This is a genomic window from Acinetobacter sp. YH12205 (genome assembly GCF_013418125.1).
GTDB lineage: Bacteria > Pseudomonadota > Gammaproteobacteria > Pseudomonadales > Moraxellaceae > Acinetobacter > Acinetobacter towneri.
Genome location: NZ_VPCQ01000007.1, coordinates 1 through 25,038, shown reverse-complemented (window position 1 = coordinate 25,038; position 25,038 = coordinate 1). Strand labels below are relative to the sequence as shown.

The 25,038-nt window shown below is 39.8% G+C and carries 28 protein-coding genes and 1 rRNA gene; 18 read left to right on the top strand and 11 right to left on the bottom strand.

From position 1 onward, the window contains the following. Window positions 1-46: 46 nt before the first annotated feature. Window positions 47-919: a DUF2797 domain-containing protein gene (locus FTU92_RS10370; protein WP_180062423.1), complete on the bottom strand. Its 873-nt coding sequence runs from the start codon at window positions 917-919 to the stop codon at window positions 47-49. A 34-nt stretch (window positions 920-953) separates the two neighbouring features. On the opposite strand from FTU92_RS10370, the gene FTU92_RS10365 reads away from it, so the two are divergent. Both FTU92_RS10365 and FTU92_RS10360 read left to right on the top strand, forming a co-directional pair. Beyond that, a complete protein-coding gene (locus tag FTU92_RS10365; protein WP_004976635.1) occupies window positions 954-1,448 on the top strand; it encodes a DUF6231 family protein in 495 nt (164 codons plus the stop codon). A gap of 140 nt (window positions 1,449-1,588) precedes the next feature. Continuing rightward, a complete protein-coding gene (locus FTU92_RS10360) occupies window positions 1,589-2,191 on the top strand; it encodes a YidB family protein (RefSeq protein ID WP_180096198.1) in 603 nt (200 codons plus the stop codon). Window positions 2,192-2,328: 137 nt separating this feature from the next. Here FTU92_RS10360 and FTU92_RS10355 read toward each other — a convergent pair whose 3' ends face one another. From FTU92_RS10355 to FTU92_RS10335, 5 genes are all read right to left on the bottom strand, one after another. Further along, complete coding sequence (locus tag FTU92_RS10355) at window positions 2,329-3,411, bottom strand: porin (protein ID WP_004976633.1); 1,083 nt, start codon at window positions 3,409-3,411, stop codon at window positions 2,329-2,331. Window positions 3,412-3,761: 350 nt separating this feature from the next. Then, window positions 3,762-4,175: an HIT family protein gene (locus FTU92_RS10350; RefSeq protein WP_178867793.1), complete on the bottom strand. Its 414-nt coding sequence runs from the start codon at window positions 4,173-4,175 to the stop codon at window positions 3,762-3,764. A 38-nt stretch (window positions 4,176-4,213) separates the two neighbouring features. Next, on the bottom strand, window positions 4,214-4,483 hold the full coding sequence (locus FTU92_RS10345; RefSeq protein WP_004976631.1) for a YARHG domain-containing protein: 270 nt from the start codon (window positions 4,481-4,483) through the stop codon (window positions 4,214-4,216). 85 nt (window positions 4,484-4,568) lie between these two features. Further along, a complete protein-coding gene (locus FTU92_RS10340) occupies window positions 4,569-5,441 on the bottom strand; it encodes an NAD(P)-dependent oxidoreductase (protein WP_096901444.1) in 873 nt (290 codons plus the stop codon). 13 nt (window positions 5,442-5,454) lie between these two features. Continuing rightward, window positions 5,455-6,549, bottom strand: a complete 1,095-nt coding sequence (locus FTU92_RS10335) for an alpha/beta fold hydrolase (RefSeq protein WP_131261453.1) — start codon at window positions 6,547-6,549, stop codon at window positions 5,455-5,457. Window positions 6,550-6,700: 151 nt separating this feature from the next. Here FTU92_RS10335 and FTU92_RS10330 point away from each other — a divergent pair, with 151 nt between their 5' ends. From FTU92_RS10330 to trpB, 9 genes are all read left to right on the top strand, one after another. Further along, window positions 6,701-7,888, top strand: coding sequence for an O-succinylhomoserine sulfhydrylase (locus FTU92_RS10330; RefSeq protein ID WP_180096196.1), 1,188 nt, complete (start codon window positions 6,701-6,703; stop codon window positions 7,886-7,888). A 330-nt stretch (window positions 7,889-8,218) separates the two neighbouring features. Continuing rightward, window positions 8,219-8,548, top strand: a complete 330-nt coding sequence (locus tag FTU92_RS10325) for a YbaB/EbfC family nucleoid-associated protein (protein ID WP_004976621.1) — start codon at window positions 8,219-8,221, stop codon at window positions 8,546-8,548. Between the two features lie 10 nt (window positions 8,549-8,558). Then, entirely contained in the window at window positions 8,559-9,155 is a 597-nt protein-coding gene (recR, locus tag FTU92_RS10320) for a recombination mediator RecR (protein WP_019837914.1), read from the top strand. Between the two features lie 239 nt (window positions 9,156-9,394). Further along, window positions 9,395-10,537, top strand: coding sequence for an HRDC domain-containing protein (locus tag FTU92_RS10315; RefSeq protein WP_096901447.1), 1,143 nt, complete (start codon window positions 9,395-9,397; stop codon window positions 10,535-10,537). A 169-nt stretch (window positions 10,538-10,706) separates the two neighbouring features. Then, window positions 10,707-11,015: a YcgL domain-containing protein gene (locus FTU92_RS10310; protein WP_004976615.1), complete on the top strand. Its 309-nt coding sequence runs from the start codon at window positions 10,707-10,709 to the stop codon at window positions 11,013-11,015. Window positions 11,016-11,036: 21 nt separating this feature from the next. Beyond that, on the top strand, window positions 11,037-11,420 hold the full coding sequence (locus FTU92_RS10305; protein WP_096901448.1) for a hypothetical protein: 384 nt from the start codon (window positions 11,037-11,039) through the stop codon (window positions 11,418-11,420). 22 nt (window positions 11,421-11,442) lie between these two features. Then, the gene (locus FTU92_RS10300) at window positions 11,443-12,294 is read left to right on the top strand and encodes a MoxR family ATPase (protein WP_004976610.1); all 852 of its coding nucleotides are present in this window, start codon (window positions 11,443-11,445) and stop codon (window positions 12,292-12,294) included. A 14-nt stretch (window positions 12,295-12,308) separates the two neighbouring features. Then, window positions 12,309-13,496 (top strand): VWA domain-containing protein, encoded by a 1,188-nt coding sequence (locus FTU92_RS10295; RefSeq protein ID WP_004976609.1) that lies wholly within the window; start codon window positions 12,309-12,311, stop codon window positions 13,494-13,496. Between the two features lie 105 nt (window positions 13,497-13,601). Continuing rightward, the gene (gene trpB / locus FTU92_RS10290) at window positions 13,602-14,810 is read left to right on the top strand and encodes a tryptophan synthase subunit beta (RefSeq protein WP_131261452.1); all 1,209 of its coding nucleotides are present in this window, start codon (window positions 13,602-13,604) and stop codon (window positions 14,808-14,810) included. 92 nt (window positions 14,811-14,902) lie between these two features. Here trpB and FTU92_RS10285 read toward each other — a convergent pair whose 3' ends face one another. The 3 genes from FTU92_RS10285 to FTU92_RS10275 all read right to left on the bottom strand — a co-directional run bounded on the left by FTU92_RS10285 (window position 14,903) and on the right by FTU92_RS10275 (window position 16,216). Beyond that, window positions 14,903-15,337 carry a CBS domain-containing protein gene (locus tag FTU92_RS10285; protein WP_004976604.1) on the bottom strand — a complete coding sequence of 145 codons (435 nt, stop codon included), beginning with the start codon at window positions 15,335-15,337 and terminating at the stop codon, window positions 14,903-14,905. Between the two features lie 119 nt (window positions 15,338-15,456). Then, window positions 15,457-15,831 (bottom strand): DUF2750 domain-containing protein, encoded by a 375-nt coding sequence (locus tag FTU92_RS10280; protein WP_004976601.1) that lies wholly within the window; start codon window positions 15,829-15,831, stop codon window positions 15,457-15,459. Between the two features lie 151 nt (window positions 15,832-15,982). Then, window positions 15,983-16,216: a hypothetical protein gene (locus FTU92_RS10275; RefSeq protein ID WP_004976599.1), complete on the bottom strand. Its 234-nt coding sequence runs from the start codon at window positions 16,214-16,216 to the stop codon at window positions 15,983-15,985. A gap of 218 nt (window positions 16,217-16,434) precedes the next feature. On the opposite strand from FTU92_RS10275, the gene FTU92_RS10270 reads away from it, so the two are divergent. Beyond that, window positions 16,435-16,794, top strand: a complete 360-nt coding sequence (locus FTU92_RS10270) for a hypothetical protein (protein WP_004976597.1) — start codon at window positions 16,435-16,437, stop codon at window positions 16,792-16,794. A 126-nt stretch (window positions 16,795-16,920) separates the two neighbouring features. Beyond that, window positions 16,921-17,238: a hypothetical protein gene (locus FTU92_RS10265; protein WP_004976594.1), complete on the top strand. Its 318-nt coding sequence runs from the start codon at window positions 16,921-16,923 to the stop codon at window positions 17,236-17,238. Here the strand turns inward: FTU92_RS10265 and FTU92_RS10260 are convergent. Further along, the gene (locus tag FTU92_RS10260; protein WP_131261451.1) at window positions 17,135-18,775 is read right to left on the bottom strand and encodes a pitrilysin family protein; all 1,641 of its coding nucleotides are present in this window, start codon (window positions 18,773-18,775) and stop codon (window positions 17,135-17,137) included. The two genes, FTU92_RS10265 and FTU92_RS10260, sit on opposite strands and share 104 nt — an antisense overlap. 12 nt (window positions 18,776-18,787) lie before the next feature. Next, window positions 18,788-20,137 (bottom strand): pitrilysin family protein, encoded by a 1,350-nt coding sequence (locus FTU92_RS10255; protein WP_104851937.1) that lies wholly within the window; start codon window positions 20,135-20,137, stop codon window positions 18,788-18,790. Between the two features lie 171 nt (window positions 20,138-20,308). Here FTU92_RS10255 and ftsY point away from each other — a divergent pair, with 171 nt between their 5' ends. From ftsY to FTU92_RS10230, 5 genes are all read left to right on the top strand, one after another. Further along, window positions 20,309-21,415 carry a signal recognition particle-docking protein FtsY gene (ftsY, locus tag FTU92_RS10250; RefSeq protein WP_004976589.1) on the top strand — a complete coding sequence of 369 codons (1,107 nt, stop codon included), beginning with the start codon at window positions 20,309-20,311 and terminating at the stop codon, window positions 21,413-21,415. Window positions 21,416-21,621: 206 nt separating this feature from the next. After that, complete coding sequence (locus FTU92_RS10245; RefSeq protein WP_096901452.1) at window positions 21,622-22,308, top strand: nitroreductase family protein; 687 nt, start codon at window positions 21,622-21,624, stop codon at window positions 22,306-22,308. A 588-nt stretch (window positions 22,309-22,896) separates the two neighbouring features. Further along, complete coding sequence (locus FTU92_RS10240; RefSeq protein ID WP_004976581.1) at window positions 22,897-23,490, top strand: nitroreductase family protein; 594 nt, start codon at window positions 22,897-22,899, stop codon at window positions 23,488-23,490. Window positions 23,491-23,684: 194 nt separating this feature from the next. Continuing rightward, window positions 23,685-24,350, top strand: coding sequence for a DUF2057 domain-containing protein (locus FTU92_RS10235; protein ID WP_131261450.1), 666 nt, complete (start codon window positions 23,685-23,687; stop codon window positions 24,348-24,350). Window positions 24,351-24,796: 446 nt separating this feature from the next. Then, window positions 24,797-25,038, top strand: a 16S ribosomal RNA gene (locus FTU92_RS10230); the annotation flags it as partial.

Below are 25,038 nucleotides of genomic sequence, written 5' to 3'. Positions count from 1 at the left end.
TGGTTTTTTTGTGCATTTAAAATGATTAGACAAGCAGTTTCAAGATTTATTCAGCGCGAATTTTTAGCTCATAACCTGTGTATTTACGAATGTTGATGACACCTGTATCCAAGATTAAGTATTGCCCTTTAATTCCTTGCAGTTTGCCGCGAATGATTGGGGTTTTATCTAAGTTATGTGATTTAATTTTCTCAGGATACTGTTCTACAGGGTACACAAATTCACGCGGAAGTTCCTGATCTAAAAGCTCTACCGTTTCGTTGAATTCAAGGTTTTGACTAAACTCATCACGAATGGTCTGAATTTTAGGTGCAAATTCTTCAATTAGTTGTTCCCGCACTTCAATCAGGTTTAGAGGCTCTGCTTCGCCTTTGAGTAGTTTGCGCCAGTCGGTTTTATCTGCGACTTGTGTACCAAACATAACTTCTAAATGCCCAGATAAACGACGTGAGCCGACTTTCATAATTGGTAAGGCTTGGGTTGCGCCCTGATCTAACCAACGTGTTGGCATTTGACCTAAACGGGTGATTCCCACTTTTAAAGCACTTGAGTTGGCTAAATATACGATGTGCGGTTGAAAGCAGACTTCTTGAGCAAAACTATCTTCACGACAGGTACCTAAATGATAGTGACAGGTCTCAGGCTTCATGATGCACATATCGCAAGATGCTTTGGTTTTAAAACACTTGAAACAATGTCCTTGCGAATAGGATTTTGGTGTTTTCACACCACAAGAAACACAATAAATATTGCCCGTCCATTCCAGTTCAAGTTCTTGCCCAAGCTGAAAAGGCAGGTCAATTTCTGCACGGTCTAGAATAAATTTATATTCAACATTTGCCTTGTGTACCTGTTCATCAGTTACACTATGGTCCTTAAGACCTGCGTGCATTTTATGGCAAATGCCTTGTAGTTCCATAAGAATACTCTCTCGAAAATGAAGGAATGCAGTGATGGCTGAAATGCGTTTAATTCAAGCATTAATTGATGATTTATCTCAACAACAGCCAATTTCTACTGCATTGTGTATAGGGCAAAATATTGAAGCAAGCCCGAAGTATAACAATCAAGCGGCTGATGAGCAGCCAACTATCCAATGGCAGTATTTTAGCGCATTGGCATTTTTAAATCTGCCTTTTACCCAACGTTTTGATTTGGCAGTTGTATTTTTAGATGCTGCCGATTTTGCTGCGCAGACACCACAACATACCTCGCAAATTTTGGTAAAGCTACGTGATTTATTGGCAAAGCGTATTGTGGTAATTGCTGCACGTGAAGATGAGCAATTGCTTAGAGCACTTGGTTTTACGCAATTGATTGAACATCGCTTTGAGCAGCATCATTTGTGCTTATGGCAATTTAATATTTTGACTTATAAGCACGTGCCTGATTGGTTTAATTCTAAGTTTTGGGCAAACCCTGAAAATTGGGATAAATTCCGCTGGTAAGTGCTGAATTACGATCACAAAATTCTAATAATGATAATTAATTCACATAAATTTAGGATATTGCAAAATTTAACAATTTCAAGCGCGCAATTCAGTCAAAACTTCGTATGCTGTCATAAGGGCATTATGAGGAAAATAAAATGACCAATTTAAGCAATATTGTTGAAATTTTAGCAAAGCAGGCATTGGGCGCGAATCAGCAATCTAATCAATCTCAAGGCGGATTGGGTGGTATTTTAGGTTCGGTTTTGGGGCAACTTGGTGGTAATAACCAACAATCTGCGCAAGGCGGCTTGGGTGGCATTCTTGGTTCGGTACTAGGTCAGTTAGGTGGGCAACAACAGCGTTCTGCTACAGGTGCTTCAGGTACACAAAGTTTATTGATTGCAGTTTTGCCTTTGGTGTTGGCATGGATTCAAAAACAGGGTGGCTTGCAAGGTGCTTTGGATAAACTCAAAGGACAAGGCTTAACCAGTCAGGTGGATGATTGGGTGTCTACAGGCCCAGGTGAAAATGCGCATGTAGGTGCTGAACAAGTACAAAGTTTATTTGATGATGTCGATGTAGAGCAGGTCGCACAGCAAACTCAGGCGCCAAAGCAAGATATTTATAATGCGATTTCTGCAGTATTGCCGCAAATTATTGATTCATTGACACCACAAGGTGAGCAAACTAGCAAACAAGAAGCGAATGATGATATTCAACAAGTGATGAATTTAGTGTCTGGATTTTTAAAGCGTTAATATTGAAAAATTCAGCTTTGCAAAACTGACTTGAATAAACTAAGCCAGCAAGTTTGTTGGCTTAGTTTTTATTTGGTTTTTTAAGTATGCAAAAAACACGCCGAAGCGTGTTTTTATGTTTTAAGTTTGGTTCAGACTTAGAAGTCGTAACGGAAACCTAAAGAAAGAGCTGTTGAGTTTTCGTCTTTAGCACCTTTTACGGAGTTACCAAAGCTACGACCTTCTTTCCAAGGAGTAAGATCAGCATTTTTATCATTTAACATGGTTGCAAGGTTTGCGTATACACGTACAGCCTTGTCTAAACGATGTTCCACGCCAACTGCTAAAAGTGTAGAGTTTGCATCTTCGGTGTCAACGTCACGGTGGAATACCTGACCACGTACATAAGTCTTTGGTGCTACTTTATAGTCTGCCGCTACACCAAATACTTGTGCATCAGCATATTTGGTTGCAGTACCTTCCAAGTCATGTGTAAGATATTGGTATAAACCACCTAAGTTTAGTTCTGGTGTGATTTTGTATGCTGCTGCGATACGGAATCCATCACGCTCACCCGAGCCAATTGCAGAGTTTTCTTCATAGCGTTCATAAGCAGCTGCAAAGTCAACAGGACCTTCTTTATAAGTTAAAGCCAGATCGTAAGCTTTATTGTCGTCCTGACCTTCTCCGGTCGTTGCATCTTTGGGAATTGAAGTGCTTGGATGTAATGATAAAGCTGCAAGTACGTTAAAACCACCACCGAATTTAGGAGATTTATATTCAACGGTATTTTCATTTCGTTCATCAAACTTATTATCACTAACACGTGTTACGTTACGAATGTCACCAACCATATCACCAAAGAAGTTCACTGGACCACGAGCAACTTTAAATGGGCTGTCAAAACGACCTGCACGTACTTGACCAAAGTCACCTTTTAAACCTACGAAAGTATCACGAGTAGCAAAGTCTACGCTTTTACCATCTTGGCTACCGCTAGCAAAGTTAACTTCTTGTTCAACTTGACCAAAAACAGTCATGCCGTTTTCTAATTTTTGTTCAGCTTTGAAGCCTAAACGTGATGAGTTAGAAGAAAGACCAACTTCGTTATAGTCTTTACCATCATCAAGATAGTCTAAAGATACGTGTGCACGACCATAAACTTTAACATCAGCAGCCATCGCTAATGCTGGTGTTAAAAAGGTTGCCCCAACTGCTAATGCGCAAAGCGTTTTTTTCATGTGTAGCTCCAATACAGACTATTGTTTTTAGTCCTAAACATTGTTCAGAAGTAGGGTTGATCTACCGCTGTTCTCTATTGGTGCTAAGTATTCCTTACAAATGCGACAGTAATATTAAGGAGATATTTCAAAATTATTAAAAAGAACAAATTAGATCAAAAACTTACTTTTATTCGCATTTTTTTAATGATTACATTTTTATTTATAGAAAAATATGTGAAATAAATAACTTAATTGCAAAGGGAACGACATCTTAGTGTCATAAATGGTGATATAAATGAATGAAGAAAGCTGAATGCAAAAAAATGGAGCAGCTGCTCCATTTTTTTTGTATGACATTTTTGAAATATTTAAAGCGCTGCTTTAATTTTTTCCGCTTGAGCTTTAATTTTTTCTTGGTCGCCCATTTGTGCAGCATGTTTCCCAAGCTGATGTACCGACGTCGGAATTAAGTGAAAATGCACGTGGGGGACAGTTTGACCTGCGCTTGTACCTGACAATTGCATTAACACGATACCATCTACACCCAAAGCTTGCTGCATTGCTTTTGCAATTTTTTGCACAATTTGAATGGTATATGCTGCTGCATCTGCAGGTAAGTCCAGTAAAGTCACCGCAGGCGTTTTAGGAATCACAAGAGTGTGACCATCGGCTTGCGGCATGATGTCCATAAACGCAAGCACTTGGTCATCTTCATACACTTTAATTGCAGGAAGTTCGCCACGTAGAATTCTTGCAAAAATATTTTGATCATCGTAAGCCATTATGATTCCTTAAATTCAGCTTTGATATTTCAGAACGGTTATTTACAGTTCAGTTCTTTTTGACGTTCTTTGATTGCGTCAAGACGTTGTTGTTCTTTTTCAGAAAACTTAGGTTTGGTTGTATAGCAGTTGTCATTACCAAAACGTGCTTTAGCTTCTGGGTCTTTGAAGCAGAACCCTTTAGATGCATAAATAACATCGTGGTCATTTTTCAGTTTCTGACATTCTTGTTCAGATGCAAAAGTAGTTGAACTTGCCCCAATTAAAGTTGCAAGGCTTGCAAATACGGCAATGCTAAACTTGTTCATAAGAGTTTCCTCTATTTAATGATGGTGTGACTAGCCACTTAATACACATTATTGGGTTTATGGCTGTATATTCAATGGCGAGTTCTTACTCTAGGGTAATATTACTCCATAATTCATACATTTTCACAGCAGTGGAAAAATCACTGTCTTTTTCTGCGGTTAAATTCGCTGCTTGAATCAGGCTTTGGGTTAAAGCCAATACAGGTGCAGGCAAAGCTGCTTCATGGACTAAATCTAATGCGATACCTGTGTCTTTAGCCAGTAAAGGGAGTGCAAAAGTATTTGGAAAAGCGCGATTCAGTACTCGCTGCGGCAAAATCATTTCCGTTACTGCGCTTTTACCACTTGAAGCATTTATGCATTGCAAGGCCTGATTTAAGTTTACGCCATGTGCTTTTAAGGTGGTAAAACCTTCAGCTGCAGCACACAAACTCACTGCCATTAACATATTATTCACCGCTTTTACGGCAAAGCCAGCACCAGGTTCACCCACATGCTGAATCACTTTACCAAAAGCCTGAATTGCAGGTAGGGCTTTTTCAAAAGCAGCAGCTTTACCGCCAATCATGACTGTTAATGTGGCATTTTCTGCACCAATGGTTTGTCCGCTTACAGGTGCATCTAAAAAGTCGATCTGTTGTGCTTCAAGTTGTTGTACCAATTTTTTAGCACTTTCGGGTACGCCACTGGTGCAATCGACCCAGACTGAACCTGCTTTAAGTTGAACTTGTGCAATCAGGTTTTCAACTTCGGTACTGGTGGGCAAGCAAGAAAAAATAATATCTGCTTGCACCGCTTGAGCCAATTCAACCGCTTGTGTGCCATATTCAGCAGCATGTTGCTCGGCTTTGGCAAAGTTACGATTCCAGACATAGACCGTATCAAAATGTTTAGGTAAATGGGCTGCCATGCGGTAGCCCATTGCGCCTAAGCCAATAAATGCAACAGATTGAATCATGTTTTTGCTCTCTTTATGCAATTTTGCTAGATCGTTGTTCTAACCAAGTGGTCAGTTTAGGCCAGAATTCATTGGCACTTTTTTGACTGGACATTAAACCCAAATGTCCACCTGGAATAAGAGTAAACGTGACATCGGTACTACTTGTCAATTCACATAAAGGTTGAGCAGCTTCAGCAGTGACAATTTGATCGCTATCACCCGCACCGACCAAAAGTGAACAATGAATATTTTTAAGGTCTATCTGATGTTGTTTGAGTTGAATATGACCTTGTTTGAGTGGGTTTTGCAGCCATACATTCAATACCATGTCCTGATTAATCCCACCCGGATAATCAATCATATTATTTAAAAAATTGGCTAAAGTTGCGTTTTCATGCAAGGTTTGTAAGTCGTGCAGATTCGACAGCATCTGTTTATTGCTTTCCAGCCATGCTCTAGGGTCTAAAATCTTAAAACCAATCGCATTGATTAAACCCGGTGTATGAATTAAATGCTTTGGAATTTTTCCTGAATAAAAGGCATGTTGCAATTTGGGATATTTAGAAATCAGTTGATTGGTCAGTTGAAAGAGTTTACCAACCCGCCCCGAAGCATAGCTATCTACAGGGCTACCCAAAACCATCAAGTTTTTAATATGAGTTGTTTGTTGGTCGGCGGTATAAAGCATGGCAAAAATACCCGCCATACTCCAACCATGTAGTGAAATTTGTTCGACTTTGGCGTGTTGTAAAATGAGTTGAATACAATTAGGGATTGCATCCTGAATAAAAGCCATAAAATTTAAATGACAATGTTGATAGGTCAATTGTCCCCAATCAACCAAATACACATCAAAACCGCTATGCTGAAAATGTTTCACTAAAGAGCGATAAGGATATAAGTCATAAATCGACATGGTAATTGCTAAAGGCGCAACAAAAACCAGCGGCTCTTTATATTGCTTATCTGGCGAAGCGTAATAGCGAATCTGCGCATACTTATAACGTGCCACGATGTCGTATGGCGTGGTCTGAGATAAGATCAAATCACGGCTTTTAAATAAGCGAGTGCTGAGGTTTTTAAGCTTTTTTCGGTGCGGATTAAATTTTCTTTGTAGCTGATTCATGAGGTGTTCCATCACACGTGGCGCCGATTTGAATGAAGTCTAAGTGATATTTATACATTTTACCTTGACCTTAAATGCGCTTGGCGCTCAAAATGTTGGCAATTATTTAACAAACAGGTCTTAGGACTAAGTTTAGGGCTGAGCAGTAAAGATGAGTCAACACGACGACATTGAATATCAATTAGATACTTTGGCAATTCGTACCGGACACAACCGTACAATTGAAGGCGAACACAGTGAGCCAATTTTCCTGACTTCATCATTTGTTTGTGAAAATGCTGCCGATGCAGCTGCAAAATTCTCAGGTGAAATTGAAGGCAATACCTATTCACGTTATACCAACCCAACTGTACAGGCTTTTGAAAAACGCTTGGCAGTATTAGATGGTGCAGAACGTGCGGTTGCGACAAGTTCGGGTATGGCGGCCGTTCATGCGATCACTTTGGCTTATCTTAAAGCGGGTGATCATGTAGTCTGTTCACGTGCTGTATTTGGCTCGATCATTTCACTATTTGAAAAATACGTGATGAAGTTTGGTGTCGATGTCACTTTTGTTGATTTAGAAGATTTAGACAGTTGGAAGCAAGCGATTCGTCCAAATACGCGTTTGTTATTTATTGAAACACCATCAAATCCATTGGCTCAGGTGGGTGACTTGCAAGCGATTGCCGATATTGCACATGCACATGGTGCGTTATTTGCGGTAGATAACACTTTCTGTACGCCCGTTTTGCAACAACCACTAAAATTTGGTGCAGACCTTATTATTTATTCATCAACCAAATATATTGATGGTCAGGGGCGTGCTTTGGGTGGTGCGGTTGTTGGTAAAGACAAGTTGGTCGAAGAAATCAACAGCGTTATTCGTACCTTGGGCAATTCATTAAGTCCGTTTAATGCATGGATCTTCTTAAAAGGTTTAGAAACTTTAAGCCTGCGGATGAAAGCACATTGTGCCAGCGCACAAAAACTTGCCGAGTGGCTAGATGCACATCCAAAAGTTGAAAAAGTGTATTATGCAGGCTTGCCGCATCACGCGGGGCATGAGTTGGCGAAAAAGCAACAGTCTGGCTTTGGTGGTGTTGTATCTTTTGTGGTAAAAGGCGAGCGTGAAGGCGCGTGGACTGTGATTGACAACACACGCTTCCTATCTATCACCAGTAACTTAGGGGATGTAAAATCAACCATTACTCATCCTGCAACAACATCGCATGGTAGAATGACCCCAGAAGCCAAACAAGCAGCAGGTATCGGCGAAGGTTTAATTCGTGTTTCTGTTGGCTTGGAAGATATTGATGATATTATTCGCGACATCGAGCGCGGTTTAGACCTCATTTAAAACTAGGGTCTGTTGACATTTCATAAATGGCTTGCGCTGTAGACTAAAACTGAGCAGATCAGGCATGAAACGCAGGGAATAGTGGGTCTATTGCCAAGTTTCATAACGCAATCTGAGAAAGTTTTAGCCACATTAGCGAGAACAAAGCATTGCTTTGTTTGCTGCGCAAGGGGACAAGCATATTTTTTGCTGCTATTGCGTTATGAGTCAGTCATTTAGAATGACTAAACTTCCTGCCTCATGCCTTATATCAGCTAAAAAATATGCGTTGTCGCAAACATAGACGAATTGTCAACAGACCCTCAATAGATCATTTGTTCGGAGATTTTTATGAACATTAATATGTTGATGCAGCAAGCACAGCGCATGCAAAAAGAAGTGGAAAACAACATTAAAAAAGCCAAAGAAGAACTTGCGCAAACTGAAGTGCATGCAGAAGCGGGCGGTGGTTTAGTGAAAGTGACGATGACTTGCCGTAATGTGGTCAAACGCATTGAAATCAACCCTGAATTATTGCAAGACGATGCAGACATGATTGAAGATTTGATTGCCGCTGCAATGAATGATGCTGCCCGTCAAGCCGAAGCAATTTCTGAAGAAAAAATGAAGTCTGCAAACTCAGGCATGGGCTTGCCACCGGGCTTGGCAGGTTTATTCTAAGGAACGGCGTATGTTTAGTGATCGTTTTGATCAACTGGTACAAGCGCTACGCATTTTGCCAAGTGTTGGGCCAAAATCGGCTCAACGCATGGCATTGCACCTGATTATGAAAAATAGAGAAGGTGCAGTCGGTTTGGCTCATGCTTTGAACGAAGCCACTAGCTATATTCATGAATGTTCGATTTGTCACTCATTAACGGAAGATGAAGTCTGCAATATTTGTGCTTCGCATGACCGTGATGCACACTTACTTTGCGTGGTGGAATCTCCAGCCGATGTCATGGCGATTGAGCAAAGTGGCAGCTTCCGTGGTAAATACCATGTTTTAGGTGGGCACTTATCGCCATTAGATGGCATTGGGCCTGACGAAATTGGTATTCCGTATTTGGTTCAGCGTTTAAGTGATGGCAACATTACTGAAGTCATTTTGGCGACCAATGCAACCGTAGAAGGTCAAGCGACAGCACACTATTTGGTAGAAGCAACCAAACATTTGCCTGTGCAGATGACCCGTATTGCGCAAGGTGTGCCGCAAGGTGGTGAACTTGAATATGTCGATAGTCATACTTTAAGTCAGGCGGTGCATAATCGGATGCGAATGAAATAAGCATTTAGGTGCTTATTTCATGTGAATAGTCATTTGATAAATCATCCACAAAAATGATTACTTGCCTTTAAAGCCAATAAAAAATCAAATTAAGATAAAAAAACGATAAAAAATTTAAATTTTCACTGTATCGACTTAGAAATAAGATAAAAATTGAAAATACTGGACATATTTTTATAGCTAAATGCTATTTAATGTTTAAAATGAACCCCTAGAGAATCCTGTTTTACCTGCTCGCTATGTTCCAATTTATTCACCAACAAAAAGACTTTGAAAATGTCTTGGCATTAATGAGCCAAAACAGCATTTATGGTTTAGACACCGAATTTATTAAGGTCGATACTTTATGGCCAAAATTGGGTGTATTCCAAATTAATGTGAATGATCAGGTCTATTTGTTAGATGGCACTTCTTTAAATTTAAGTGCATTTTGGGAAAAACTGTTTCAAGCGCAGCAAAATATTTTTCATGCCTGCGGTGAAGATATTGATTTAATTTATCATTATGCGCAGCAAAAAAACTTAGATAACGTGTTTGATACCCAAGTTGGCATGTCATTTTTAGGGCATGGTTTACAAGTCAGTTATCAAAACGCTTTAAAAACCATGCTCAATGTCGATATTGATAAAGGGCAAACTCGCTCAGACTGGCTTGCACGTCCGTTGTCCGATGAGCAGTTAAATTATGCTGCCAATGATGTGCTGTATCTAATGCAATTGGCAGATAAGGTACAAACCGACTTAAAACAAAATTATTTACTGGATTTTGCACAAGAAGATTGCCGCAATTTAACTCAGGAAATTGGTGAAGAAACACCTTTAGAGTTGTTGTATCAGGATGTGGGCAACTATCGTCATTCACGCCGTCAACTCATGCAATTGCAACAATTGGCCGTTTGGCGTGAGCAAATGGTAAAAGCCTTAAACCAACCACGTAGTTTTATTTTGCGTAATTCTACTATGCTGGACTTGGTCGAGAAAAATCCTAAAAATCAGTTCCAGCTCAGTACTATTAAAGATTTACGTGCGCATATTGTGCGTGAACATGGCAAAACTATTTTAGATTTAATTAAATATTTGCCTGATCAATCACAATGGCCATTACGTATGGCGCGACCAATTCGTCATTCTTCAAAAGAAGTGGGCGAAAATGTAGAACAGGTGATTCAACGTGCCGTACAGGAAACTCAAATTCCAAAAGAAGTTTTGCTGCGTAAAAAATGGCTCAATGCGCTTTATCAGCATGTGGTATTTCATAACGATGAGCAAGATTTGCCTAACTATTTGTTAGGTTGGCGTTATGAATTACTCACCAAGCCTTTAATTGAAGTTTTACATGCCGACGAGCGTTATTTGTCTGGTCAGATGAAAGTTGCTGAATAAATCAAACCGATCCACATTTTAAATAAAGCCGTTTTTCACCTGAAAATGGATGAATTTTCACGCCATTCTTTGTTTGAGTGTAAACATAGACCAATGCGTTAATAATGGTTAATGTATCTCGGTTTTTTTTGTTGTATCCTTTGACTGAGTTTTTAGAGTTTTGTTGTTTATGCACTGTTCAATTTATAAATCGAGCAAAAAAGATGAGATGTATTTATACATCGCCCGTCCTGAGCAAACTGAAGATCAAGCAGAAGCGTTTAACCCGCTAGAGGTTTTACCTGAGCCAATGCGAGTTGCATTTGGTCGTGCGACATTTGTAATGGATTTGCAACTGTCTGAAAGCCGTAAGTTGGCACGTGTGAATGTTTTGCATGTCATGGATTCTATTCAAACACGTGGCTTCTTTATTCAAGTGCCACCAGAAGGCTTAATTAACCCAAATGCCGTTGAACCAGAAGGTTTACGTGGTGCTTAAGCTTTATTCAGGAGTTGAGAAATGAATAGTGTGATGACTGGATTGGATTCAATTCCTGAAACTGCAATTGCTGTTTCTGTTTATTTGTTGGGGAGTGCCATTATTTTATGGTGCTGGTACGAAATTGCCAAACGCTTGCCCAATCCGTTAGGTGGTATCACTTGGATTGTGCTGTTTGCAATTTTACTTACCCCAACAGTATCAGAAGGCAGCAATGCAGCACTTGCCCCAGCCATCTTTGGACTTCTTTTTGGTGTTTTAACCAAAGAAACCCCATTGGTTTGGTCTAATTTATCTGCCATTTTATTTGTGATCGGTCTTGGCTTATTGATCGGTTATTTCTGGTCAAGATACTGTCTTAAACAAACGACTTATAAAGCCAAGAAAAATACCTCACCACTGTAACTAAAACAATTAAGGTAAAATCATGTCTGTTGATGCGCAACAATTTTCGGGTACAGATCAGTACATTGCGACTGATAGTTTAAAACTTGCGGTGAAAGCCGCACGTGCTTTGCAAAAACCGCTTTTGGTGAAAGGTGAGCCAGGTACAGGTAAAACCTTATTGGCAGAGCAAGTTGCTAAAAGTTTGGGTTTAAAGTTGATTACATGGCACATTAAATCGACCACCAAAGCGCAGCAAGGTTTATATGAATATGATGCAGTGTCGCGTTTGCGTGACAGCCAACTGGGCGATGACCGTGTGTATGACGTTAAAAACTATATTAAACCCGGGAAATTGTGGGAAGCATTTACCAGCGAAGAACGCTGTGTGTTGTTGATTGATGAAATTGACAAGGCAGATATTGAATTCCCAAATGACCTGCTACATGAACTCGATAAAATGTCGTTTTATGTTTATGAAACAGGCGAAACCATTACGGCAACACAACGTCCAATCGTGATCATCACATCAAATAATGAAAAAGAGCTGCCAGACGCTTTTTTACGTCGTTGTTTCTTCCATTATATTGATTTCCCAGATGAAGCGACCATGCGCGATATTATCGATGTGCATTTCCCGAATATTTCAAGCACATTGGTTTCAGAAGCTTTACAAGTTTTCTTTAAATTGCGCCAAGTTCCGGGCTTAAAAAAACCACCATCTACGTCTGAATTAATTGATTGGTTAAGCCTATTGATGGCAGATGACATGCCGGAAGATATTTTGCGTAATAGCGATAAAAGCAAAGCCATTCCGCCTTTATACGGTGCATTAATCAAAAATGAACAAGATGTGCAATTGCTTGAGCGTTTAGCCTTTATGTCGCGCCGTTAAGGGAGGACAACGCCATGTTCGTGCGCTTGTTTTATACCTTGCGACGTTACGGTGTACCTGTCACCACACGTGAATTGATTGACTTAAATCAGGCGGTGGCATCGGGTCTGGTTTTTGCAGATCAAGATGAATTCTATCAACTTGTTAAAACCGTCATGGTCAAAGATGAGCGTTTTTTTGACAAGTTTGACCGTGCCATGAAAGATTATTTTGATGGCATTTCCACTTTTGATTTAGATGATTTACTGCAGCAAGTTCATCAATTGCCTAAAGACTGGTTCGACTTAGAACTATTAGAAAAACATCTCACGCCAGAACAACGCGAAGAGCTGAAAAAAGCAGGTTCTTTAGAAGAATTGATGAAAATGCTGGAAGAGCGTTTACGCGAGCAGCATAAAAAGCATCAGGGTGGCAACCGTATGATTGGTACGGGCGGTACATCACCGTTTGGTGCTTTTGGTGATCATCCTGAAGGTGTACGCATTGGTGGGCCTGGACGTAAGCGTTCAGCTGTTAAAGTCTGGGAGCAGCGTCAGTATCGAAATTTAGACGATGAACAGATTTTAGGTACACGACAAATGCAATTGGCACTGCGTCGTTTGCGTAAATTTGCCCGTCAAGGTGCAGCTGAAGAATTGGATATTGATGGCACTATCCGAGAAACTGCCAAACAGGGCATTTTAGATGTGCAATTGGTGCCAGAACGTCGTAATCGCGTCAAAGTGTTGATGTTGTTTGATGTGGGTGGCTCGATGGATGCACACATCGCCCAATGTGAAAAACTGTTTAGTGCGGCCAAAACTGAGTTTAAAACCCTCGAATATTTTTATTTCCACAACTGTTTATACGACTATGTTTGGAAAGACAATTTACGCCGTAGCAGTACCCGTATGAATACGTGGGATTTGTTGAATACCTATGGACGCGACTATCGGGTAATTGTGGTCGGTGATGCGAGTATGGCACCTTATGAGCTGAATTCGATTGGTGGTTCGGTAGAATATATGAATGATGAGGCAGGGCAAGTTTGGTTACAACGTCTGCGTCAGCATTTTGAAAAAACCGCATGGCTGAATCCTGAACAGGAAGGCTATTGGCATTACACACATACCATTGGTTTAATTAAACAAATTTTTGAACATCATATGTATCCAATGACTTTAAAAGGCATTGAAGATATGACTAAATATTTGGCGCGTTAATCGTCATTTTCGTCAATATCACTCAACTTTTGAGTGATTGTTAGGCGAAGACTAAGTAAGTGCAGACACGATAGGCAACGTGAATTTCAATCTGAGGGGATCGATATGGATCATCAAATCAATGGCATCGCATTACCGAATGAAGACGGTTTTTTCGGGCAATATGGCGGGCAGTTTATTCCACCACATTTAAAAGAAGCCATGGATGAAATTAACGTTGCTTATGAGGAAATTCGTAAAACGGCAGAATTTCAGAATGAATTAAAAGATTTGTTTGCTCACTATGTTGGCCGTCCAAGTCCTTTATTCCATGCCAAGCGTTTATCTGAACAGTTAGGTGGTGCGCAAATTTATTTAAAGCGTGAAGATTTAAACCATACTGGTGCACATAAAATTAACCACTGTTTAGGCGAGGCATTACTAGCCAAATATATGGGTAAAACCAAAGTCATTGCAGAAACTGGTGCGGGACAGCACGGGGTAGCCTTGGCGACGGCATGTGCGCTAGTGGGAATTCCGTGTGAAATTCACATGGGACAGGTGGATATTGAAAAAGAACACCCGAATGTGGTGAAAATGAAAATTCTAGGTGCCAACCTGATTTCAGTGACCCGCGGTACAGCCACTTTAAAAGATGCAGTGGACAGCGCTTTTGAAGAATATTTAAAAGACCCAAAAAACTTTATTTATGCGATTGGTTCTGTGGTTGGGCCACACCCATTTCCAAAAATGGTGCGTGATTTCCAATCTATTATAGGTGATGAAATTAAAATGCAAAGCCAAGAACGCTTTGGAGTAAATCCAGATTATATCGTGGCATGTGTGGGCGGTGGTTCAAACGCAGTGGGTGCATTTACCGCATTCTTAAATGATGCAGAAGTGAAACTTGTGGGTGTTGAGCCTGCAGGGCATGGTTTAGATACAGATCAACACTCTGCAACCCTAACTTTGGGTAAACCAGGCCAGCTTCACGGTATGGCGTGTTATGTACTTGAAGATGAACATGGTGAGCCATTGCCAGTGCACTCTATTGCCTCTGGTTTGGATTATCCAGGTGTGGGGCCGCAACATAGCTTCTTAAAAGACATTGGTCGCGTGGAGTATTCAACGGCAACTGACCAAGAATGTTTAGATGCCTTTATGACGTTGTCACGTGTAGAGGGTATTGTACCTGCTTTGGAAAGCTCACATGCGGTGGCGTGGGCATTACGTGAAGCACCAAAAATGGCAAAAAACGTGAAAATTGTGGTTAATCTTTCAGGTCGTGGTGATAAAGATTCAGACTATGTAGCAGAAAAATTAGGTTTGAATTAATTCTACTGAATATGAAAAACCGCCTAAATGTGTAAGTTTAGGCGGTTTTTTTATCTTTACTTTATATTTGGCAGGTTTTATAAAACAGTGTCTTAGCTTGCAATATATTGTTGTAACTGCTCGATCAGTTTGCGCTGATCATCCATAGTCGCTTTCACCAAGTCACCAATCGACACTAAACCTACCAACTGCTCACCTTCAAGTACAGGTAAGTGACGTAAATGATGGTCAGTAATTAAGTTTAAGCATTCTTTCACACTGGTGTTTTTGGTCACGGTCAGTACTTTAGCAGTCATAATTTCACTAACCGTTGTGCTTTTAGAAGTTCGTTCCATCAAAATAACTTTACGGGTGTAATCACGCTCAGACAGAATACCAACCACATGATTGTTTTGATCGGTAACCACCAACGCACCAATGCCTTTTTCAGCCATTAAACTAATTGCTTCTAAAACCGTTGCTTCTGGGCGAATTGTGTAAATTTCGTGATGTGCTTTATCTTGTAAAACGTGAGTTACCTTGGTCATATTCTGTGTCCTGATTTGTTGTTTATTGTTTGACTTTTAAAGTAACGTGAATTGTAAAAATTGCAAATACTTTAGAGTCACGATTGTTGATTTTTACGTCAATTCTATTCAGTTTTTATTTAAGCAATATTTAACGCAGGTTCATTAAAAAAGAAATGCTTCATTTGTGAAGTGGTCAGTTTAATTTTTTGACTTGACGAACCAAACAAGGTTGGCGTGACATTTAAACGGGTGAGCGTTGGTAATAAAAAAGTTTCAAAATCCTGCGCGGAAATTTTACGAGGACTATATTGTGGCCAGTGTTTAGCAGCATATTTATGCGCTTGTACCGCATTTAACCAAAAAGGGAAAATATAATCATCGTGATCTGAACTCATTGCCCAACCTTGATGGAATAAACCCCAAAGTACACCGCAGTACATCATTGATTTTAATAGTGTAACTTTAAGCAGAAAATCCTTTGGTAAAGGGTGGAGTTGGTTAATCTGATTCATAATCAAGCAAGGTTGTAAAATTTGGCTATATTGTAAAAAGAATTGATGAATATACCGTTTAAGCTTTGCTTAAAATCGTAAACAAATATGTATTTATGGTTGGAGCATCTAAAAAAAGGGTCAAAAAAAACGCCACCTAAGTGACGTTTTATTATGCTTGCATGGTGGCCATGTTTTGCCAGTATTGCGCTTTCAATGAATCACGTTCTACGCGGAAACCTTGATAATACAGTTCTGCTAAGAACATTGCCGCTTTACCATGTCCTGCACGTGCAGCTTCTTCGAGTTGTTTTACCGCGTCTTGGAAGTTCATTTGTGAATGAATCGTGTTTACTGCATTTGCATAAACATGCTCTAAGTCATGGTGAGAGATCGTTTGAATCATATTAAACTCCTTATTGTAATTATGATTACTTATTTAAGCCTACCTTTTAGGCTTCATATCAATTTAACGCTTTATTGTTAAACTAATATTACAATTTGATTGAATTGTCAAATAATTATCGGGGTTAATGAGCATATTTCAAGTTTACATGATTAAACATTGAACAAGTTTAATTTTGATTAAACTAAAGCTCTAAGCATGATAAAAAGGAGAACAACATGACAAGATCCGTAGACGGATGTGCTTTTGATGTACCTCCATTGACTTCTCAAATTATTGAGTTGGCACATCATCACCGTAAAAAACTAGATGAGGTAATTTTCCGTCGAGATGTTCATTTAGGTGAATACTGCTTGGCGCAACGTAAACGTGTGGCTGACTTTGCTAAAACTTTAGAGCGAAGCGATCGTATAGAGTTTTATCGTAATTATGATGGTGAATTACTCCGTATTGCCGATGAAGATGAACTGCATCCTGCCGAAGCAGAGGGCGGTGTCAGTGTATTTGCTATTTTCTTGGTGCTTGCAGTCATTGCATTGGTTTTATACTTTGCGGTAATTCGTGGCACGATTGGCTAAAGCTAAATCCTTTGTAGAATTTGTAGAAAAAGGCTCAATTTTTACTGTGACGATACAGTAAAATTGAGCTGTTTAACTTGTACATCTCACAAGGGCATCCTACACTAAGGCGATTAGAGGTAGGTCATGCACAACGCAATTCAAAAAACGATTCAATTTATTTCTCAACTGAAACTCGAGCAAATTTATAATATTGTTGTGCTGAGTATCATTTTTATTATTTTAACTTTAGCAAGTGTTGCGCTTTATCGCCCAGTTGGGGTGCAACAATTTCAAAATGTTGAGCGTTTGTCACAACAATCTATGTATGCCAATACCCAAGACATGGCAGTTCATTTACTCAATCAACGTCCGATTCGTTATGTGCATTATTTAAAGTTGATGCAGGCACATCAAATGGAGCAAGATCGGGCTCAACAACTTCCTGCCTTGGTGCAAGAGTAATTTTTTCTGTTGGCATGTTATTCATATTGTGCGGTGTCGGTGTTAAAGATGTTGGTGCGAGTAAATTGTCCTGCAGCATTTTTACCAATGCGGCTTTATCTAAATGTTCGCTCACAATTACTAAAGTTAAACGATCAGGATGCAAATGTTTGCGAATTGCACGTTGCACATCTTCAGCGGTAACTTTTTCCACTCGTTCTGCATAATCACTTAAATAATTTGCAGGAAGTCGATAAAAACCGATGTGCCCAAGCTGGGCATTAATACTGGCATTGCTGCTGTATTGATTCGGAAATGCACGAATTAAACCTGCTTTGGTTTCTTTTAATTGTTCTAAATTCATAGGTTGTTGTACAAACTGAATTAAGCTCTGGTGAGCGACTTGAATACTATCGAGTAACTGATCTTGGCGCGTAGAATAGCCTAAGCTAAACAAACCCGCTGCTTGGGTAAAACGAAACGAACTGCTAACACCGTAAGTGTAGCCACGTTTTACTCGTAATTCTTTCATCAAAATTGAATTGAAACTGCTGCCGCCCAGCATTTTATTGGCAATTTCTAAAGCCAAATAGTCAGGATCATCCCGTGTAGTCGCAAGTTGTGCAATACTGACATGCGCCTGTTGTGACCGGTAGGGAATATGCTGGATGTTGAAACGTGTTGCAGGTGTAGGCTGTGGCAAAGCTGTTGCTGCAACACCTTGGGCAATATGTGCGCTGATGGTATTGGCAAGTTTTTCTGCTTCTTTTAAGGTTAATTTGCCTGTAATGGCAATGTTCATATTTTGCGCGACCAGAAACTGATCTCTAAATTGTTGTAAGTGCTTTGGTTGAATCCGTTTGATGCTGCCATTGGTGCCTGTAATGGGTTCTGAATAGGCATGTTGTCCGTAAATTGCGCGATATAAGCGAATATTCATTAAACGGCTTGGATTTTCTTGCAGTTGTTTTTGCCCAATTTGTGTATTGCTTTGCACACGCTGGATATTAGAACGCTCAAAAGTTGCATGTTTCAGTATTTCCAGCATCATTTTGACGGCAGTTTGCATTTTCTGCGGATCAGACAGTGTTCTTAGCCGTACCACAAACATATCGCGGTACGCCGTGGTACTAAAACGTGCGCCTGTGGTTTCAAAGGCTGCGGCAATTTCCTCTGCCTTATAACGCTTGGTGCCTTCATCAATCAGTTGGGCTGCCATATTGGCAACGCCAAATAAACCTTTTTCAATTTCTGCATCGCGGGCAGAACCTGCATTAAAAGTCAGTTGGATATCAACCATTGGCAAAGCAGGATTTTCGACAAATAAAGTGCGTACGTGTCGATGATTTTTTAATTCATATACCTGTGGAGCGCGAACATCGACCAATTCATTTACGGCATTTAAACTGTGCAGCAAGCTCAAAGATTGTAAAGGCGTACTTACATCTGTTTCAGCAAAATCATGCGCTGCTCTGGTGGCAGTTTCCATCGCAAAGCCAGCAGAACATAGGCTAAAACTAGTGCTTAAAATAAGCGTGCTGAATAGATGTTTTTTCATGAAAATCACAGTTTAAGGTGTTGTGCTTTGAGGTAATAAATACAAGGTGCTAAGTCTGTCTTTGTTAAAGTAACTTTGCGCAACACGTTGCAGATCCTGGGCAGTAATCGCTTGGAAGTGTTGTGGTAAAACATCGATTAAACGGTGACTGAATCCATTGACTTCCAAATTGCCAATGGTTCGGGCTTGTCCTGCCAAATCATCCTGACTATAAATCCAATTGGCCACAAATTGAGTCACCACGCGCTCAATTTCACTTGAATTGACCAAATCCTGTTTTAGCGTATCCACTTCGTTTTGAATCGCGACCTGTGCTTCGCTTAACGTTACACCTGCTGCAGGCAATGCTGAAATACTAAACAAACTATCCCCACGTTGATACGGGTCATAACTGACACTGACTGAGCTAAGAATCTTATTGTTTCTGACCAAGCGCTGTTCTAAACGTGAAGTAATTCCACTGTCTAACAGTTGTTTGATGATAGTGAGCGCGAAGGCATTTTGAGGATTTTTAGCTGTTGCCAATGAACCGACATTCCAAGCCATATATAAATTAGGAACTTGCACAGTCGCAGACAATTCCATGTGCCGATAACCTAATTGTTCAAACTCCAACACATCATTGCGCGGTGGCGTAGGTGCTTTCGGAATATCTCCAAAATACTTTTGGACTTGCAACAATGCGGCTTGATGATCTACATCGCCCACAATCACTAGAATAGCATTATTGGGGCGATACCATTTTTTGTACCACGCCTGTACATCTTGCAGCTGAATGCTTTGCAAGTTTTTCATGTGCCCAATAATGGGTTGGCGATAATGACTGGTTGGGTAGGCAATCCATTTAAAGCGTTCAAAAGCCAAAGCCCGTGGATTATCATCGGTACGTTGCCGCCGTTCTTCCATTACCACCTTAATTTCAGGCTCAAAGTCTTGTTGGCGAAGTAACAAATTACTCATTCTGTCGGCTTCCAACTCTAAAGCCAGTGGGAAATAAGTTTTGGGATAGAGCTGATAATAATTCGTGTAATTGGTAAAGGTTGCTGCATTGACACTGCCACCATAAATACGACTTAAACGGGTAAATTCATCATTCGGCACCTTGGCTGTACCTTTAAACATCATGTGTTCAAGTACGTGCGAAATCCCAAGTGTATTTCCGGACTCATCGCTACTGCCCACTTTGTACCAAATTTGAGTCATCACCATGGGAGAACGATGGTCTTCACGGATAATGACTTTTAAACCATTGTTGAGTGTGGTTTCAAAAGTGTTATTCGCAGCTAAAACTTCAGCATGGCTAATCGAAGCTGTTAAACCCCAAAGCAACGCACAAACAGACTTCATCGAAAATTGGAACATAAGCAAGTGGAGATCAATCGTTATCGGCTTATCTTTCAGAAATTAAAGCGGAAAGGCAAGGATTGCTGTAGGTATTTTTTGTATGCGGCTATGTGGTTGGAATACGAGGTAAAAGCAATTGGTTTATGTTAGAATCCGATTTTTTAACGCAATGCTTTTCAAGGATTCGGCATGCAACAGCAATCTAATGGGCAAAATAAATTTTTGATTGATGCTGATATCGGAGATGATGATGTCACATTACCGAATTTACCAGCGGTAAATATTCCGATTGTTGAAACAACACCTCTACAACAAGCAGAAACCTCTGAACATGCTGCAGAAACATCATCAGACACGGATGCGCCTGCGAAAGGTGGTTTCTTTAGTCGCATGAAAGAAGGGTTAACCAAAACCCGTAAAAACTTTGCCGATGGCATGGTGAATATTCTGATTGGCGGTAAAGAAATTGATGATGAATTATTAGAAGAAGTCGAAGAACAACTGTTGGTTGCAGATATTGGTGTAGATGCAACGAAAACCATTATTGCCAATTTGACCGAGCGTACTGCGCGTGGCGACTTAATTTATTCACATTCTTTATATAAGGCTTTGCAAGAAGAATTAGTGGCTTTGCTTGCGCCACGGGTAAAACCTTTACATATTGATGCCAATAAAACCCCTTATGTGATTTTAGTCGTGGGTGTGAATGGTGTAGGTAAAACCACAACCATTGGCAAGTTAGCGAAACGCTTACAAGGCGAAGGTAAAAAAGTCATGTTGGCCGCAGGGGATACTTTCCGTGCTGCAGCGACAGAACAATTGCAGATTTGGGGTGAGCGTAACGATGTTGCCGTTGTTGCACAAGGTCACGGTGCAGACAGTGCTTCTGTTATTTTCGATGCGTTTGAAAGTGCGCGTGCCAAAGGCATTGATGTGTTAATTGCAGATACTGCTGGACGTTTGCATAACAAAAGCAACCTGATGCAAGAATTGACTAAAGTTAAGCGTGTGATGCAAAAAATTGATGCGACTGCACCGCATGAAGTGATGTTGGTTGTGGATGCAGGCACGGGTCAAAATGCCATTAACCAAGTTGAAATGTTTGATGAGGCTGTTGGCTTAACAGGCATCACCATCACTAAACTGGACGGCACTGCAAAAGGCGGCGTGTTATTTAACATTGCAAGCCGTAGCCATGTGCCAATTCGCTTTATTGGTGTGGGTGAAAAAATTGATGATTTACGTCCATTCTCAGCCAAAGCATTTGTTGCAGCACTGTTTGAAACTGAAAAATAAGTTTTGAATTAAGTTTTAAAGCTAAAATGTAAAATGCTGTAAGTTTCACACAAACTTCGCAAAATGCGGAGTTTGTTGTTTTTAGCGGGTTTGAGTGTTGTAAAAAGCAGCAGCTAAAAATACGAATGTGAATAAAAGCACTTTCGTCTATATAGAATAAGAAAAAATATTAGATTGATTTTGATTGATTTTTTGGGGAAGTCAAAATGACACTGTTAAATAAAATTGGTCATGTGCTTACAGCAGATATCACGAAAGACTTTAAGCTTAAGAAAAAGCCGAACTATGACGCAAATGAACTGACTTTCATCGATCAATTAAAAAAGCGCCGTAGTATTTATGCTTTAGGAAAACGCGTTCATTTTAGCCAAACTTATATGACCGAGCTGATTCAGGAAGCTGTGCGTAGCTGTCCATCGGCACATCATTCACAAAGTACGCGCGTGGTTATTTTATTTTCTGAATCACATAAAAAATTTTGGAATTTAGTACAGGAAGTACAACGTCAGTTTGTACCAGAGCAGGTTTTTGCAGGTACTAAAATGAAAATCGAACAATGTGCAGCAGCTTTTGGCACGGTATTGTTCTATGAAGATCAACAAGTGATTCGTCAATTGCAAAAGAAAATTCCATTTAATGCTGCAGAATTTCCAATTTGGTCGGAGCAAACTTCAGGCATGGCGCAATTTGCAGTGTGGACAGCATTGGCAGATTCAGGCGTGGGTGCATCTTTACAGCATTATAATCCAAACATAGACCGTGCTGTGGCAGAGCATTTTGATATTCCAGATACATGGTTGTTACGTTCACAACTCGTTTTTGGATCAATTGAAGAAGAAGTAACCGAACGGAGTCATGCACACTATCAAAATCAATTTAAAGTCTATGCTTAAATAACAGCATTTGATGAAGATTGGTCAAATCAGCTTATTATTATGTGCTACAAAGAGCGAACCGCAGCATATTTATATTGCAATAGACTATATCTATAGAATAAAAGGTAATAGGGTCTGTTGACACTTCGTCTATGTTTGCGACGTGAGAGATATATCTCGCAAGGTTTTTTAGCTGATATAAGGCATGAGGCAGGAAATTTAGTCATTCTAAATGACTGACTCATAACGCAATAGCAGCAAAAAATATGCTCGTCCTTCGCTGCGCCTTGCGCTGCAAACAAAGCAGTGCTTGTTTTTGCTCAGGCTGTGGCTAAAACTTTCTCAGATTGCGTTATGAAACTTGGCAATAGTCTCGCTATTCCCTGCGTTTCATGCCTGATCTGCTCAGTTTTAGCCTACAGCGCAAGCCATTTATGAAATGTCAACAGACCCTAAATGCAGTCACATACATTTGTCACTTTATATAACTATAATCGTTCTATACATAAAACACACTGTCGTATTTTTTGTAATGTTTATGCTGAATAAAAAGCTTAATATCGCTGTATCAATTAATTTATACAAAATTCTGCAGAGGAATTAAAAATGTCATTTTTAAATCAATTAGAAAAACGCCGTTCAATCTATGCACTTGGTAAAAATGTTTCTGTAGATCAGGCAACTATTGAAAGTACAATCAAACAAGCAGTTCGTTTAAGCCCATCTGCATTTAACTCGCAAACTTCACGTGTTGTGACTTTATACGGTGCATCGCATACACAATTTTGGAACATCGTTTTAGAAACTTTACATAAAATGGTTCCTGCAGAAGCATTTGCAAACACTGAAGCAAAAATTAATAGCTTTATTGCAGGTTTTGGTACAGCTTTATTTTTTGAAGATCAAGATGTTGTAAAAGGTCTACAAGAGCAATTCCCGCTATATGCAGACAACTTCCCAGTATGGTCAGAACATTCGACAGGGATTGCACAATTCGCAGCGTGGACAGCTTTATCTGAAATCAATGTGGGTGCATCATTACAGCACTACAATCCAATCGTAGATGAAGAAGTTGCGCAAACTTATGACATTCCTGCAAACTGGAAACTACGTGCACAATTAGTGTTTGGTTCAATTGAAGCACCTGCTGGTGAAAAAACATTTATGGATGATGCAGCACGTTTCAAAAGCTTTAACTAAGCTCTAGCAACACATACTGCACAGACAAAAAAGTAGGATGATGATTCATCCTACTTTTTTGTTTCTGGGGGTAGTGATGTGCCTTACAACTTACTTATTCATGTGCAAATGCCTAAACCCATGAATTGTCATAAAACTGTCATTTATACATTGCATAGTGCAATCAAACTTTAATAAACGATATAGAGTGAAATATGGCATTTAAATTAGGCATAGCAAGTATTACATTGATGGCTTGTAGTTCAGCATTTTCAGCAGTAACTATTGCAGTACCTGAAGAAATTAAGTTGCTCGCTGTAAATGATCAACAAATTCGTTCAGGTTTATTCAGTTCTGCACAGCAAGTGAAAGTCAATGCGGGTGAAAATGTCATTAACTTGCGTTATCAACAATATTTTGAACATCATAATGGTGCGCACGATATTTTAAAATCAGACGTCATTACACTCAAAACCCCAATTCTTCAAGATGGCGAAAACTATCGACTCGCTTTGGTAAATCCACCTAAAGACTTCGATGCTGCAAAAGAATTCAAAGATCAACCAAGCGTTGGTTTATATAATCAAAAGAATCAGTTGCTGGTACAACAAACAGGTGCTAAAGTAAACTCAACTGGTTGGTTAGGTGGTAGTTGGCTTAATAAAACTGTAGATACCACTCAAAATAGTGCTGCGGTCAATCAGCCAGCAGCAGTTTATACCGCGGCAGCAGTGTTGCCATCTGAGAAAACCACCTCAGTAACATTGCCTACAGCAAAACAAACACAGGGCAAAGAGCAACAATTGATTCAATTGTGGCAACAAGCCACTAAAGCAGAGCGACAAAAATTCATGTCATGGCTTGCAGAACAAGCCAATTAATGTTGATTTGCAACCAGCTCCATTGAGCTGGTTGTTTTTTGTTATCGCCTTAAAAGGATTTATTTAAAAACCAATCCAGTAACGTGCGAAAAAAAGACAAATTATAAGAAAAGTGTGATAAAAATATGAAATGCGTCTAAAATTTGGGCGGATGGTGCTTTTTTTGAAAAAAAAACTAAAAAATATATTGCGTCTATTCAAAAACTGTATAGAATACGCAACACACCAACGCAGTGTTGATTGAATTGGTGCTGTTATTGACGAAATAACAGGAAATCATTAAGAGATTATGAAGAACAACTTGTGTGGATTTTTACTGATTGATTGATCGAAAATATTTCATTGATTGATTGGTTTAAATTACTCGAAGTTTATTTGAGCGAAATTTAAGTCAGAAAATTGATGAGCCAGATTTGGAAGTTTAGATTAAAACTTCAAAATGATTTTAACTGAAGAGTTTGATCATGGCTCAGATTGAACGCTGGCGGCAGGCTTAACACATGCAAGTCGAGCGGGCGAGGTTGCTTCGGTAACTGAGCTAGCGGCGGACGGGTGAGTAAAGCTTAGGAATCTGCCTATTAGTGGGGGACAACATTCCGAAAGGGATGCTAATACCGCATACGTCCTACGGGAGAAAGCAGGGGCTCTTTATGACCTTGCGCTAATAGATGAGCCTAAGTCGGATTAG

Coding starts and splice junctions, on each gene's coding strand:
- FTU92_RS10370 (WP_180062423.1), bottom strand. CDS start 919: ATGGAACTACAAGGCATTTGCCATAAAATGCACGCAGGTCTTAAGGAC.
- FTU92_RS10365 (WP_004976635.1), top strand. CDS start 954: ATGGCTGAAATGCGTTTAATTCAAGCATTAATTGATGATTTATCTCAA.
- FTU92_RS10360 (WP_180096198.1), top strand. CDS start 1,589: ATGACCAATTTAAGCAATATTGTTGAAATTTTAGCAAAGCAGGCATTG.
- FTU92_RS10355 (WP_004976633.1), bottom strand. CDS start 3,411: ATGAAAAAAACGCTTTGCGCATTAGCAGTTGGGGCAACCTTTTTAACA.
- FTU92_RS10350 (WP_178867793.1), bottom strand. CDS start 4,175: ATGGCTTACGATGATCAAAATATTTTTGCAAGAATTCTACGTGGCGAA.
- FTU92_RS10345 (WP_004976631.1), bottom strand. CDS start 4,483: ATGAACAAGTTTAGCATTGCCGTATTTGCAAGCCTTGCAACTTTAATT.
- FTU92_RS10340 (WP_096901444.1), bottom strand. CDS start 5,441: ATGATTCAATCTGTTGCATTTATTGGCTTAGGCGCAATGGGCTACCGC.
- FTU92_RS10335 (WP_131261453.1), bottom strand. CDS start 6,549: ATGAATCAGCTACAAAGAAAATTTAATCCGCACCGAAAAAAGCTTAAA.
- FTU92_RS10330 (WP_180096196.1), top strand. CDS start 6,701: ATGAGTCAACACGACGACATTGAATATCAATTAGATACTTTGGCAATT.
- FTU92_RS10325 (WP_004976621.1), top strand. CDS start 8,219: ATGAACATTAATATGTTGATGCAGCAAGCACAGCGCATGCAAAAAGAA.
- recR (WP_019837914.1), top strand. CDS start 8,559: ATGTTTAGTGATCGTTTTGATCAACTGGTACAAGCGCTACGCATTTTG.
- FTU92_RS10315 (WP_096901447.1), top strand. CDS start 9,395: ATGTTCCAATTTATTCACCAACAAAAAGACTTTGAAAATGTCTTGGCA.
- FTU92_RS10310 (WP_004976615.1), top strand. CDS start 10,707: ATGCACTGTTCAATTTATAAATCGAGCAAAAAAGATGAGATGTATTTA.
- FTU92_RS10305 (WP_096901448.1), top strand. CDS start 11,037: ATGAATAGTGTGATGACTGGATTGGATTCAATTCCTGAAACTGCAATT.
- FTU92_RS10300 (WP_004976610.1), top strand. CDS start 11,443: ATGTCTGTTGATGCGCAACAATTTTCGGGTACAGATCAGTACATTGCG.
- FTU92_RS10295 (WP_004976609.1), top strand. CDS start 12,309: ATGTTCGTGCGCTTGTTTTATACCTTGCGACGTTACGGTGTACCTGTC.
- trpB (WP_131261452.1), top strand. CDS start 13,602: ATGGATCATCAAATCAATGGCATCGCATTACCGAATGAAGACGGTTTT.
- FTU92_RS10285 (WP_004976604.1), bottom strand. CDS start 15,337: ATGACCAAGGTAACTCACGTTTTACAAGATAAAGCACATCACGAAATT.
- FTU92_RS10280 (WP_004976601.1), bottom strand. CDS start 15,831: ATGAATCAGATTAACCAACTCCACCCTTTACCAAAGGATTTTCTGCTT.
- FTU92_RS10275 (WP_004976599.1), bottom strand. CDS start 16,216: ATGATTCAAACGATCTCTCACCATGACTTAGAGCATGTTTATGCAAAT.
- FTU92_RS10270 (WP_004976597.1), top strand. CDS start 16,435: ATGACAAGATCCGTAGACGGATGTGCTTTTGATGTACCTCCATTGACT.
- FTU92_RS10265 (WP_004976594.1), top strand. CDS start 16,921: ATGCACAACGCAATTCAAAAAACGATTCAATTTATTTCTCAACTGAAA.
- FTU92_RS10260 (WP_131261451.1), bottom strand. CDS start 18,775: ATGAAAAAACATCTATTCAGCACGCTTATTTTAAGCACTAGTTTTAGC.
- FTU92_RS10255 (WP_104851937.1), bottom strand. CDS start 20,137: ATGTTCCAATTTTCGATGAAGTCTGTTTGTGCGTTGCTTTGGGGTTTA.
- ftsY (WP_004976589.1), top strand. CDS start 20,309: ATGCAACAGCAATCTAATGGGCAAAATAAATTTTTGATTGATGCTGAT.
- FTU92_RS10245 (WP_096901452.1), top strand. CDS start 21,622: ATGACACTGTTAAATAAAATTGGTCATGTGCTTACAGCAGATATCACG.
- FTU92_RS10240 (WP_004976581.1), top strand. CDS start 22,897: ATGTCATTTTTAAATCAATTAGAAAAACGCCGTTCAATCTATGCACTT.
- FTU92_RS10235 (WP_131261450.1), top strand. CDS start 23,685: ATGGCATTTAAATTAGGCATAGCAAGTATTACATTGATGGCTTGTAGT.